Here is an 11,887-nt window from a genome sequence, read left to right as displayed (position 1 = left end):
AATCAGCGTTGAGGTTGAAGACGTCGTGACCAGGCGACAGCGCCTTCCTCGATCAGGGCGTAGGCATGCTCGAAAGCTGCCGTTCCGCGCTTGTAGGGATCGGGGATTTCCCGCTCGCTCTGCCATTTGCCGAGCAGGAAGGTCTTGCCACGCGAGACGGGCGATAACCGGATGACGTCCTGCAGATGGCGACGCTCCATGACCAGCACGAGGTCGGAGGCCTGCAGGATCTGCGGTGTCAGTTGCCGTGCCTGATGTTCGTGGGGCTGTTGGCCGTGACGCTGCAGGGTTTCGAGAGCGTTCCGTTCGAACGGGTGACCGACCACCGCGGTGAGGCCTGCAGAGCTGACCCGGATGCCGGTACCGGCGAGATGTTGCTGGAGCAGATGCTCGCCTGTCGGGCTGCGGCAGATGTTTCCTGCGCAGATAACCAGTACGTTCTTGAACACGCTGACCACCGCTGCATTGATTGGCGCTACCTATGGGCCGCGAAAATTAATCTTCGCGCCGAGGCGATTCAATGCGTGCCTCCCCCGTTTCGGGGGTTTAGGAATTCTCTGAGGAGGGTTAAAGGGAATCCCTTCAAATAGTCGATGAGGGCGGAGAATTCTGGTGGCGCAATGCCGTCTCCGATTGCTGATCGATGATCAGCTTCTGCCGTCGGATCGAGCAGTGGCAGGAGCGAAGGAAGGGATGAAGTCGGCCTGGCTGGGGGGGCACTCGGCCCGCCCGCCAGGGCAGGCCTCGATGTCAGCCTGCGGCGAGCTGTTTGGCGGAGTGCTGCGGGGTGAAGCGGGAGTAGAGGTGTTCCAGCGAAGACTGCAGCTGTTCGCCAGAGTGCAGGCGCTGAATGTTCTGGCTATTGCGTGCCAGCTCAGCCAGGGCAGTCGGGTCGCCCTTGGAGAAGGCGATGACTTGCCGCTGTGCTTCCGACAGGTCCTGGGCGGTGGACAGGCCTTCTGCAACGAAGGGGCCGATGCGTCGGAGTGCGATGGGGAGGTCGAGCTTCGCCGCTTCGAGCACCGAGATGGGGAAGCCATCCCAGGCCGCTGTGTGAAAGTACAGGTCGAGCCCTTTCATGTGGGCGATGACCTCGCCGCGTGTGCGCCACCCGGTCACTTCGATACCGGCTTGGACCATCTCCGCCATGACTTGGGCGTCCCCGCCACCTATCCACTTGAAGTGGGCAACGTCCGCGCAGCTTTCCGCCAGTGCACGGAAGTACTCGTGGCCCTTCTGCCGGCTGATGCGCCCGACCATGCCGACTACGGGTTTGCTGGTGAGGCTGTGCACGGCCGGCACTTCCGGCAGGTCGTCGCAGACATTCACCAGTCCCAGGGTATGCGTCGGTTCGATCAGTTCCCCGGCGATGCGCTGCTCGTCCAGGCCGCAGCCGGCAATCACCGCCGTCCGCTTCGCCAGCAGCGATTCGATGGTGCGGTAGGCCTTGAGCATCATCGGATGGTCGCCACGCAGGAAGGCAAACCCGTGCGGGGTGTAGACGATCTTTTGCGCGGGAATGAAGGGCAGGGCGCGGATCAGTGCGCCGGCATAGGTGCTGTGCAGGTGGATGACATCCGGCTGCACACGATCGATGTACGGCTTTATTCGGGCGAGGCTGGAAAGACGGCGAGGCACCAGTTCCATATGCTTGAACAGGCCCTGGCTTTCCTCGCCTGTGGTGTCGCCTTTGCGCACCGAGGCCAGCAGGTAGTGCTCATGCTGCTGGGAGTTGAGGATGTAGGAGTTGATGGCCGAGGTGACGCCGCCGCCGAAGGACTCGGTGATGTGCAGGATCTTCATAAAGCGATGTAGGCCCCTGGAAAATTACTTGTCGTAACTGGGAGACCAAACAGCTGAATATGGTCTTGCTGGGCTAGAGCGTAGCCTTTTTCAGCATGGCTTTGTAAGGTTTTCTGACGCTTTTGTCGGAAGAAAAATATTCCGCCAAATTATCGGCGAATTCGCAGGCGGTCGCCCCAGGGGGTGACTGCGGATTCGATCAGCGCGTAAGCGCGCTCGAAGGCTTCCGGGCCTTTGCGATAAGGGTCCGGAATTTCCTGGTCGGTCTGCCATTTACCCAGCAGGAAGGTCTTGCCACGAGCCTCGGGGGCCAAGCGGATCACGCTCTGGATCTGCGATTGCTCCATCACCAGGACGAGGTTGGCCTCGTGGACCATTTCGGCGGTGAGTTGGCGGGCGCGATGCGGTTGGGGATGGTGGCCGTGACGGCGGAGGATGGCGAGGGCGGTGTTGTCGATTGAGTGGCCGACCAGGGCGCTGAGCCCGGCGGAGGCTACGGCGATGTCGCTGTCCTGCAGGGATTCGCGCAGCAGGTGTTCGGCGATGGGGCTGCGGCAGATGTTGCCGACGCAGACGATCAGAATCCTGTTGAACACGGGGAGCGTCCCTGACCGCGACCGATGGTTGATCGTCAGAAATCTATCGGTCGCGGTGCAGGGGCGTCAAGCCACCGGCAGGGAGGGCGGATCAGCCCTGGCTGGTCGTCGGGGGCTCGACGGAGGCGCTTTCTTCCTGAGGCGGCCGTTCCAGGGCTACCTGGCGGATGGACAGTCGAATCTCCGCTGGTAGCACGCGCTTGGCGGCGCCTTCGGCCAGTTCGCCGAGCAACTCGTGGTAGCTCAACTTGCCGTTCTCGTCCTTGCGCAGCACGCCTTCGTCCAGCAGGGTCTGGATGAAGTGGCGGAACAGGCTCTTGTCGAAGAATTCCGGGGCGTTGAGGCCGTGGAGGACCGATAGGCGCTGGGCCATTACGGTGCAGAGATTTTCCAGTTCCTCGGCGGTGAGCTGCTTTTGTCCGGCATTGAGCACCAGGGATATGGACATATAAAAGCGCTGCAGGGTCTGCGCGATGGCGCGGGCCAGCAGGGTCAGCAGCACATACTGGCGCGAGCTGGGCGGCGGGCGGATGAAGGTGTCATTCTCCTGCTTGAGCAGTTCGCTGGCGACCATGGCCTGCAGCCACTGATCGACCACTGTATCCAGCTCGTCCAGGCTCCAGCGGATGAACAGTTCGGCCTGCAGGTACGGGTACAGCGCGCGGGTGTAGCGCAGCAGCTGCTCGCGGCTGATCCGTCCGCTGTTCTGGAAGAAGCTGGCGATCAGCGCCGGCAGGGCGAAGATGTGCAGCACGTTGTTGCGGTAGTAGGTCATCAGCACCGCGTTCTGCTCGTCGAGGTAGCAGATGCGGCCGAGGGCGTCCTTCTGCTCGCTGAGCAGGTTCATGCTCTTCACGTACTCGATCAGCTGGTGGCCGTCGCCGTCGGGCAGCGTGGCGCTGGGCGAGTAGGGCACCTTGCGCAGCAGCTCGAGGTAGAGGTCGATCACCCGCGCCAGGGCGGTCTCGTCCAGCGCCAGGCGGGTGGTGGAGAGCAGCGCCAGGGCGACGAGGTTCACCGGGTTGATCGCCGCTGCGTCGTTGAGGTGGCGGGCAACGTCGCGAGCCAGGTGGTTGGTGGTTTCCGAGAGCCAGGCCGGGCGGTATTCCGGGCCCAGCTCCTGCTGACGCCAGTCGGGCTGCTGTTGGTCGAGGAAGGCGTCTAGGTGGATAGGCTCGCCGAAGTTTACCCAGACTTGGCCGAAGCGCTGCTTCAGCGCGCCGATAACCTTGAAGATGTCGAAGATCGATTCCTTTTTCTTCGCTGCGCCGCGCAGCTCGCCCAGGTAGGTGCGGCCTTCGAGCACGCGCTCGTAGCCGATGTACACGGGGACGAAGACGATGGGCCGGCGCGAGTCGCGCAGGAAGCTGCGCAGGGTGATCGCCAGCATCCCGGTGCGCGGGTGCAGCATGCGCCCGGTGCGGGAGCGGCCGCCTTCGACGAAGTACTCGGTCGAGAAACCACGGCTGAACAGGGTGTGCAGGTATTCGTTGAACACCGCGGTGTAGAGCTGGTTGCCCTTGAAGCTGCGGCGCATGAAGAAGGCGCCACCACGGCGCAGGATTGAGCCCACCACCGGCATGTTGAGGTTGATGCCGGCGGCGATGTGCGGCGGGGTCAGGCCGTTGCGGAACAGCAGGTAGGACAGCAGCAGGTAGTCGATGTGGCTGCGGTGGCAGGGCACGTAGACGATCTCGTGGCCCTGGGCGACTTCCTGCACGCGCTCGATGTGGTTGACCTTCACTCCCTCGTAGAGCTTGTTCCAGAACCAGGTCAGGGTCACTTCAAGGAAGCGGATCACCGGGTAGGAAACATCGGCGGCGATCTCGTTGGCGTAGCGCAGGGCAGCGGCCTCGGCCTTGTCCTGGGAGATCTTCTGGGTCTCGCACTCTTCCTGGATTGCCTGGCGCACCAGCGGTGCGCGCAGCAGGCCCTTGACCAGGGTGCGGCGGTGGGAGAGGTCCGGGCCGATCACGGCGGTTTTCTGGTTGCGGAAGTGCACGCGCAGGATGCGCTGGACCATGCGCAGGGTGCGCTCATGGCCCTTGCCCTGTTCCACCAGTTCGCGCAGGTGGATGGGCGCGGAGAACTGCACGCGGGTCTTGCGGCCGAGGATCAAAATACGCGCCAGTTTACGCAGGCGTCCGGTGACGGCCCAGTTGTCAGCGAACAGCAACTTCCAGGCGCTCTTCTCGCTGTCCGGGGATTGGCCCCAGAACACGCTGACCGGAACGATCTGCGCATCGTCGATGCCGTTCTGGCCAATGGCGCCGAGCATGCGTACCAACGCTGGCGGCGCGCCGCGCTTGTCCTGGCGGCCGAGCCAGTCAGGCTCGGGTGTCAGGTAGAAGAAGGCCGCCGGCTCGATGGATTCACCCACTGCCACCGGCATCACCGGACGCGGCAGGCCGGCCTTGCGGCACTCGGTATCGACCACGGCAAGGTCGGTCACCGAGGGCTGCTGCAGGACGTAGAGGACCGGTTTGCTGCGGTCGATCTTCAGGCTGAAGGCCGACTGGTTGATGGTTTCCGAGCGCACCCAGAGGTACAGCAGGCGGCGCAGGGCACCAAAACCGAAGCGGCGGAACGGGTAACGAGGCATACAGGCCCTATGGCTGGCGTAGGTAAAACGAGCGATTGCTCAGGCCGGCTAGTTTGCCGGATTAGGCCCTCGCCAGCAAAGTCGCGAGCGCTTGGTCGGCGTGGGCAGACACCCCGTGGACTGAGGCTATCCTGCCATTTAGGGGATGACATTCTATGGAGGTTCCGCGATGCGTACGTTCACCTGGGGATGCCTGCTCGCCTTGTCGGTCGTGCTGCCCGCCGCGGCCCAGACTGTCGTCCCGCTCAAGGGCCAGAGCAGCCAGCAGATGCAGCAGGACATGAGCGAGTGCAACAGCGTTGCCGCCAATGCGGCCAGCAGCGCGACCAGCAACTCGGACCCGAAAGTCGGCGGGCGGGTTCGCGGCGCAGCCAAGGGCGCGGCAGCGGGTGCGGTCGCCGCCGAAGTTCGCGGGCAGCAACATGAGGAGTTGTATGACCGGGCGAGTGACGACGCCAAGCAGCAGTACCGGCAGAACCGCGCGGGCGAGGTGACGGCGGCGGGAGCTGCGGTGGGCGCTTCGCGCCAGCGCCAGGATCGTCGGCAGGACCGTCGCGCGCAGGGCGAGGCGCAGAGCTCGGCCAGTGCTAGTGCTTACAGCGGTTGCCTTCAGGGACGGGGTTATCAGGTCAGCCCCTGAGCGTGCGAGTCCCTTGATGGTGCACGACTGACCACGCTTGAGGTGCGGTCAGGGCTGTTTCATGTCCGCTGTTCATTGAACTCAATGGATTGGCGGACTGCCAATTCAGCAGACAGATGATTGGGCATATTGCCGCGGCAGAAACTGCAGGGCGCATTCCGACTGCCTCCGAAAGACATTTCCCAATACCGCTGAAAACGGATGAACGGGAACGAAACTACCCGCCGTAAATACGCGAAAGTGCGAAAGGGTCCACGTTCGAAACACTTTCGTTACGCAGGGTAACGAGCACCAAAATGGCTCTGCAGGCCCCGAAAAATGGCACTTTGGCCTGATTGGTCATAGGGGCGGGGAGTTGATGAAAAAGTGCTTTTCAGCTGTAACTTTTGATTTATATACTCGGGAGCGCTGTCGCCCTTGGGCGTTATTCGAATTACCTTCCTACGTGCCTTTCGGCGCGGGTTGGATGATAAGGAAAGCGTTCAGCCGGCGACTGCCGAAGTCCTCATTCCCGGGGGCCATCCAAAAATAATAGGCAAGTTGGAGAGTGTGGTAATGGCTGATCGTGAGGTCGGAACCGTCAAGTGGTTCAATGACGCCAAAGGTTATGGATTCATTCAACGCGATAGCGGTCCGGACGTTTTCGTTCACTACCGTGCCATTCGTGGCGACGGTCACCGCTCCCTGGTCGAAGGCCAGAAAGTGGAGTTCTCGGTGATCCAGGGTCAGAAAGGCCTCCAGGCAGAAGACGTGTCGAAGGTCTGAGCCCCCGAAATCAAAGGCCCGTCCAATGGACGGGCCTTTGATTTTCACTCTCTGCCGGCACGGTTTCAGCCCGTGCGCCAGGTAATCTCTTCGACGCCCGCGGCGGTCACTTTCAGCCAGCGGTCGGCGTCTTCCTCGCCCTGATCCTCGCTCCAGCTACCCGGTGCGCAGCGCACCTCCACTTCCAGAGCGGCGCAGGCATCGCGGGCGCAGGCGACATCGTCGTCCCACGGGGTCTTGTCGCTGTCCAGGAACAGGCTGTTCCACTTGCCCACGGCCTTGGGCAGCCAGGTGGCGGGAATGCTGCCGGCGGTGCACTTGAAGGTCTCACCCTGGGCGCGCCATTCGGAGCAGGGGCCAAGGGCCTTCTCCAGCCAGGCGCCGACGGCGGCCTGGTCGGCATCCTTGATGTAGATCTCGATATCCGGTTGGCGCATGGCATCCTCGTCAGGGTTCTTGGCGTTCCAGCCAATCGTAGCGTACCGCGATCGTCACCTCGAAGGGCTCGGCAAGGATACGCTCGCGCCGCTCGGGGTTGACCCGCCAGCCGTGGGGCGTCATCGCCAGCAGGTGCTCGCGGGCTTCGCGGGTGTGCAGCGGCAGCTTGAAGCTCAGTTGTTCGGTGTGCGCCAGTTTCAGCTCTTCGGGCAGGTCGGCGAGGTGCTTGTCCTCGACGTACTCGCGAACTTCGTCGTACAGGCGCTGGCGCAGTTCCAGCAGGTGGTCGCGCGCCGGGCCCAGGCGCAGCACGCCGCCGCCGGGAGTGAGCAGGCGAGCCGCTTCCTTCCAGTCGATCGGGCTGAACACGCTGGCCAGCAACTGGCAGGAAGCATCGGCGAGCGGCACACGGGCCATGCTGGCGACCATCCAGGTCAGCTGCGGAGCGCGCTTGCAGGCGCGTTTGACGGCCTCGCGGGAGATATCCAGCGCATAGCCGTCGGCGTCGGGCAGGGCCTCACCGAGTTGTGCGGTGTAATAGCCCTCGCCACAGCCTATATCCAGCCAGCGCCCTGGAGCGCGCTCGACGGCCAGTTCGGCCAGGCGCTTGGCCAGCGGAGCATAGTGGCCGGCGCCGAGGAAGTGCCGTCGCGCCTCGACCATGGCGGCGTTGTCGCCCGGGTCGAGGCTCTTCTTGTGCTGCACTGGCAGCAGGTTCAGGTAACCCTGGCGGGCGCGGTCGAAGCGGTGGCCGGCGGAGCAGGCGACGCCGTTGTCGACTTCAGTCAGCGCCTCGCGGCACAGCGGACAGATCAGCATCACTTCGTCACCGGCGCAGGCACCAGCGGCTGCGGCAGGTCATTGCGCAGCACGGTGGGCAGGGAGCGACGACGTTGGGCAATCTGATAAACGCGCAGGGAATAGCGACGCTCTGCGGCTGGCGCGGGCGGCGGGGTATCGGGCTGTACGGCGCCCAGGCAGAAGCCTTTGTTCGGTCCACTCATGCCAGCAGTCGCACCAGGGTCTGGTAATAGATTTCGGTCAGCACATCGAGGTCGCTGGCCAGCACGCGTTCGTCCACCTGGTGAATGGTGGCGTTCACCGGGCCGAGTTCGACCACCTGGGTACCCATGGTGGCGATGAAGCGGCCGTCGGAGGTGCCGCCGGAGGTCGACGGTGTGGTCTCGCGGCCGGTGACCGCGCGGATCGCCGCCGCCACGCCATCGAGCAGCTCACCCGGTTGGGTGAGGAACGGCAGGCCGGACAGTGCCCAGTCGATGTGCCAGTCCAGGCCGTGCTTGTCGAGGATCGCCGCGACGCGTTGCTGCAGGCCTTCGACGGTGGATTCGGTGGAGAAGCGGAAGTTGAAGATCACCTTCAGCTCGCCGGGGATGACGTTGGTCGCGCCGGTGCCGCCATTGATATTGGAGATCTGGAAGCTGGTCGGCGGGAAATAGTCGTTGCCGTTGTCCCAGTGCTCGGCGGCCAGTTCGGCCAGGGCCGGGGCGGCGAGGTGGATCGGGTTCTTCGCCAGGTGCGGGTAGGCCACGTGGCCTTGCTTGCCGCGCACGCTGAGGGTGGCGCCGAGGGAGCCGCGACGACCGTTCTTGACGATGTCGCCGACTAGGGTGGTGCTCGACGGTTCGCCGACGATGCACCAGTCCAGGCGCTCGTTGCGCGCCTTCAGGCGTTCGACCACGGCTTTGGTGCCGTGATGGGCCGGGCCTTCCTCGTCGCTGGTGATCAGGTAGGCGATGCTACCGCGATGGTCCGGGTGGTCGGCGACGAAGCGCTCGGTGGCGATGATCATCGACGCCAGGCTGCCTTTCATGTCAGCCGCGCCACGGCCGCAGAGCATGCCGTCGGCGTCGATCAGAGCGTCGAACGGCTGGTGCTGCCAGGCCTGCTCGGGGCCGGTGGGGACTACGTCGGTGTGGCCGGCGAAGCACAGCACCGGGCCGTTGGCGCCGTCGCGCCCCTGGCGCAGGGCCCAGAAGTTATCCACATCCTCGATGCGCATGGGCTCCAGGGCAAAACCGCAGGCGTCCAGGCGCTGCATCATCATCTGCTGGCAGTCGGCATCGACCGGTGTGACGGAGGGACGGCGAATCAGCTCGCAGGCGAGGGCCAGTGTCGGCGAGAGGGACATTGAGGGCATCCTGGGGTGGAACGGAAAAAGGCGCCCATCTTAAAGCAAAAACGCCGGCGCATGGCCGGCGTTCTTGGTTACGGATGGGCGGTCAGGCCGCTGGTGTCGCCGGGCTGGCTACCGGCGCTTCCTGGGCCTTGGGCGCCGCGGACAGCATCGCCATCACCAGAGCGGCGAGGTAGGGCAGCGACTGCACCAGCAGCATGGCGACCCAGAACATCATGTCGCGGCTCGGCACGCCCTGCACCAGCACGATGCCCAGCGCTGCGCCCCACAGCAGCAGCATGATGAATACCTCCTCACGGGCTTCGGCCAGTGCGACCAGCAGGCCGTGGTTGGAGGCCATCTTCGGCGTGCGGAAGAACGGGATGGTCTTGGTGAACGTCCCGTAGAGCACCGCCTTGGCGATGGTATGGGACAGCGCAAGGCCGGCCACGGCTGCCTGGAACGAGCGCAGCAGGTTCACGCCCACCGCGCGGCGGTAGAGGAACATGATCTTGCCGAACTTGAAGAAGAACAGCGCCAGTGGCGGGATGGCGAAGATCAGCAGCGGCGGGTCGACCCGCTTGGGCACGATGATCATCGCCGAGGACCAGAGCAGCGCGCCGACGGTGAAGTAAATGTTCATGCCATCGGCGATCCACGGCAGCCAGCCGGCGATGAAGTGGTAGCGCTGGCCGAGGGTGAGCTTGCTGTCCTTGCCCTGGAACAGCGCGCGGGCGTGGCCCTTCATGATCTGGATGGCGCCGTAGGCCCAGCGGAAGCGCTGCTTCTTGTAGTCGATGAAGGTGTCAGGCATCACGCCCTTGCCGAAGCTCTGGTGCGAGTAGGCGGCCGAGTAGCCTTTCTCGAACACTCGCAGACCCAGTTCGGCGTCCTCACAGATGGTCCAGTCGGCCCATTTCAGCTCGTCCATCACGGTGCGGCGGATCATGGTCATGGTGCCGTGCTGGATGATCGCGTCGCGGTCGTTGCGGGTAACCATGCCAATGTGGAAGAAGCCCTTGTACTCGGCGTAGCAGAGCTTCTTGAAGAGGTTTTCCTCGCCGTCGTGGTAGTCCTGCGGAGACTGCACCACGGCGATCTTCGGATCGCTGAAGTGCGGCACCATCTGCTTGAGCCAGTTCGGCTCGACGCAGTAGTCGGCGTCGATCACTGCGACGACTTCGACGTCCGGTGCGGTGTGCGGCAGGATGTAGTTCAGCGCGCCACCCTTGAAGCCGGCCAGCGGCGCGACGTGGAAGAAGCGGAAGCGCGGGCCGAGCACTTCGCAGTAGTCGCGCACCGGTTCCCAGACGGCCGGGTCCTTGGTGTTGTTGTCGATGATCAGGACTTCGAAGTCCGGATAGTCGAGCCTGGACAGCGCATCCAGGGTCTTCTTCATCATCTCCGGCGGTTCGTTGTAGCAGGGTACGTGCACCGAGACCTTGGGCCGGTAGCCGGTATCGGCGAGCACCGGATCGAACGGCCGGCGGCGCTTGCGTACCCAGACGGTCTCGGCCAGTTCGTGGGCTTCGGTGAGCAGGACGATGAACACGCCCAGTGCTCCAATGCCCAGCAGGCCGCCGACGGTCATGCTGAACCAGGTGCTGTACTGCTGGCTGTAGTCGTAGGCGATCCACACCAGCACCGAGCCGCCGGCGAAGGCGACCACGGTGAGGAAGGTCCGCCCGCGCTGGCGCAGGGCGCTGCCGTCGATCATCAGCAGGGTCAAGGCGAGCAGCGCCATCACCACCGAGGCGACCGCCAGGGCGCGCCACTGCGGAATGTTCACCACCGGCCCGTCGAAGTTGAACTTCGGTTGGCGCTGGGCGTTGTAGACGCCCCAGTAGGCGCCCACCGAGCCCTCGTCGCCGACTTTCCACGGCTGGTCGAAGGCCTCGACGACGAAGTAGTTGTAGCCGCGCTTGTTCAGTGCGTTGGTCAGCGTGCGCAGATAGATGGCCTGGTCCGCCTGGGTGGCGTCGGCGCCGCCGCGCATGCGGCCGTTGCTCGGCCAGCCGACTTCGGCCAGCAGCAGCGGCTTGCGCGGGAACTTGGCGCGCAGCTCCTTGGCGCGTTCGAGGACGAACGGGATGGCATCGTTCATCGCCGTGTATTCCCAGTAGGGCAGCACGTGGGCGGCGATCAGGTCGACGTGCTTGGCCATCTCCGGGTACTTCTCGTAGATGTGCCACTGCTCGGCGGTGGTCACCGGCACTTTCACCGCCTTGCGCACGCGGTCCAGGTAGGCCGTCAGTTGCTCGACCGTGACCTCGCGGCGGAACAGCGCTTCGTTGCCGACTATCACCCGCACCACGCTGCGCGAGTTGTTGGCGATCTCGATGCCGCGCTCGATCTCGGCTTCGTTCTCCGCTTCGTCCGGGCCGATCCAGATACCGAGGCTGACGCGCATGCCCAGCTCTTCGGCCAGGCGCGGGATATCCGCCAGCGAACCCTTCACCGAGTAGGTGCGGATGTTGTCGGTGCTCTTGGAGACCAGTTCCAGGTCCGAGCGGATCTCGTCGTCGCTGGGGAACTGGTTCTTCTGCGGATTCTGGTTCAGGCGGAAGGGCGAGAAGGAGAATCCGGAAATGCTTTCCGGCCAGTCGGGAACGCTGACGGGACGGTTATAGAGGGCCCAGAAGCCGGTGAAGAGTGCCGCGAGGGCAACGAACACCACCAGGTTGAGGCCGAACTTGCGTGCAGGCATGGTGCGATCGGGTTCCAAAGGGTGGAACGGGGAGGGGCCGGGACAATCTCTGTACGGGATAGCTCGGTCGGGGCGCATCCTACCCCGCACTCCGGGGGCTGTACAGGTTGCCGGCACCTTCCGCCGCATGGGCGTTCGTGGGCATTTTCCGACAGTTTAGAATGTGTGGCAGGCGCGTGACTGAGACTGCGGCAATTGGGCT

Annotated in this window: 11 protein-coding genes; 2 read left to right on the top strand and 9 right to left on the bottom strand. The window is 64.1% G+C overall.

Features of this window, described 5'->3' with window-relative positions:
• Positions 1-2 precede the first annotated feature (2 nt).
• The 4 genes from ACIPK7_RS09190 to plsB form a co-directional block, all read right to left on the bottom strand.
• Positions 3-449 (bottom strand): low molecular weight protein-tyrosine-phosphatase, encoded by a 447-nt coding sequence (locus tag ACIPK7_RS09190; protein ID WP_192431829.1) that lies wholly within the window; start codon positions 447-449, stop codon positions 3-5.
• A 301-nt stretch (positions 450-750) separates the two neighbouring features.
• Positions 751-1,803, bottom strand: a complete 1,053-nt coding sequence (locus tag ACIPK7_RS09185) for a glycosyltransferase family 4 protein (protein WP_401087270.1) — start codon at positions 1,801-1,803, stop codon at positions 751-753.
• A 149-nt stretch (positions 1,804-1,952) separates the two neighbouring features.
• The gene (locus tag ACIPK7_RS09180) at positions 1,953-2,399 is read right to left on the bottom strand and encodes a low molecular weight protein-tyrosine-phosphatase (protein ID WP_401087269.1); all 447 of its coding nucleotides are present in this window, start codon (positions 2,397-2,399) and stop codon (positions 1,953-1,955) included.
• Between the two features lie 91 nt (positions 2,400-2,490).
• A complete protein-coding gene (gene plsB, locus ACIPK7_RS09175) occupies positions 2,491-5,001 on the bottom strand; it encodes a glycerol-3-phosphate 1-O-acyltransferase PlsB (protein ID WP_401087268.1) in 2,511 nt (836 codons plus the stop codon).
• A 169-nt stretch (positions 5,002-5,170) separates the two neighbouring features.
• Here plsB and ACIPK7_RS09170 point away from each other — a divergent pair, with 169 nt between their 5' ends.
• On the top strand, positions 5,171-5,641 hold the full coding sequence (locus tag ACIPK7_RS09170) for a hypothetical protein (protein WP_401087266.1): 471 nt from the start codon (positions 5,171-5,173) through the stop codon (positions 5,639-5,641).
• Between the two features lie 555 nt (positions 5,642-6,196).
• Positions 6,197-6,406, top strand: a complete 210-nt coding sequence (locus ACIPK7_RS09165) for a cold-shock protein (RefSeq protein ID WP_045209986.1) — start codon at positions 6,197-6,199, stop codon at positions 6,404-6,406.
• Between the two features lie 65 nt (positions 6,407-6,471).
• Here ACIPK7_RS09165 and ACIPK7_RS09160 read toward each other — a convergent pair whose 3' ends face one another.
• From ACIPK7_RS09160 to ACIPK7_RS09140, 5 genes are all read right to left on the bottom strand, one after another.
• Complete coding sequence (locus ACIPK7_RS09160; protein ID WP_081517872.1) at positions 6,472-6,843, bottom strand: hypothetical protein; 372 nt, start codon at positions 6,841-6,843, stop codon at positions 6,472-6,474.
• Between the two features lie 10 nt (positions 6,844-6,853).
• Positions 6,854-7,663 (bottom strand): putative RNA methyltransferase, encoded by an 810-nt coding sequence (locus tag ACIPK7_RS09155; protein WP_401087264.1) that lies wholly within the window; start codon positions 7,661-7,663, stop codon positions 6,854-6,856.
• A complete protein-coding gene (locus ACIPK7_RS09150) occupies positions 7,663-7,848 on the bottom strand; it encodes a hypothetical protein (protein WP_192431835.1) in 186 nt (61 codons plus the stop codon). Before ACIPK7_RS09150 ends, ACIPK7_RS09155 begins: the two co-directional genes overlap by 1 nt.
• Entirely contained in the window at positions 7,845-9,002 is a 1,158-nt protein-coding gene (gene dapE, locus ACIPK7_RS09145; protein WP_401087262.1) for a succinyl-diaminopimelate desuccinylase, read from the bottom strand. The genes ACIPK7_RS09150 and dapE overlap by 4 nt, the downstream gene beginning before the upstream one ends.
• 82 nt (positions 9,003-9,084) lie before the next feature.
• Positions 9,085-11,685, bottom strand: coding sequence for a glycosyltransferase (locus ACIPK7_RS09140; protein ID WP_401087260.1), 2,601 nt, complete (start codon positions 11,683-11,685; stop codon positions 9,085-9,087).
• Between the last annotated feature and the right edge of the window lie 202 nt (positions 11,686-11,887).

It is taken from the genome of Pseudomonas sp. NPDC086581 (assembly GCF_044746165.1).
Classification (GTDB): Bacteria; Pseudomonadota; Gammaproteobacteria; order Pseudomonadales; family Pseudomonadaceae; genus Pseudomonas.
The sequence above is the reverse complement of the archived record's forward strand: the minus strand, read 5'-3'. Positions and strand labels throughout refer to the sequence as shown.

Bases quoted from the DNA above. Each gene is read 5' to 3' on its own strand.
- ACIPK7_RS09160 (WP_081517872.1), bottom strand. From the start codon at position 6,843: ATGCGCCAACCGGATATCGAGATCTACATCAAGGATGCCGACCAGGCC.
- ACIPK7_RS09165 (WP_045209986.1), top strand. From the start codon at position 6,197: ATGGCTGATCGTGAGGTCGGAACCGTCAAGTGGTTCAATGACGCCAAA.
- ACIPK7_RS09170 (WP_401087266.1), top strand. From the start codon at position 5,171: ATGCGTACGTTCACCTGGGGATGCCTGCTCGCCTTGTCGGTCGTGCTG.
- ACIPK7_RS09185 (WP_401087270.1), bottom strand. From the start codon at position 1,803: ATGAAGATCCTGCACATCACCGAGTCCTTCGGCGGCGGCGTCACCTCG.
- plsB (WP_401087268.1), bottom strand. From the start codon at position 5,001: ATGCCTCGTTACCCGTTCCGCCGCTTCGGTTTTGGTGCCCTGCGCCGC.
- ACIPK7_RS09150 (WP_192431835.1), bottom strand. From the start codon at position 7,848: ATGAGTGGACCGAACAAAGGCTTCTGCCTGGGCGCCGTACAGCCCGAT.
- dapE (WP_401087262.1), bottom strand. From the start codon at position 9,002: ATGCCCTCAATGTCCCTCTCGCCGACACTGGCCCTCGCCTGCGAGCTG.
- ACIPK7_RS09140 (WP_401087260.1), bottom strand. From the start codon at position 11,685: ATGCCTGCACGCAAGTTCGGCCTCAACCTGGTGGTGTTCGTTGCCCTC.
- ACIPK7_RS09155 (WP_401087264.1), bottom strand. From the start codon at position 7,663: ATGCTGATCTGTCCGCTGTGCCGCGAGGCGCTGACTGAAGTCGACAAC.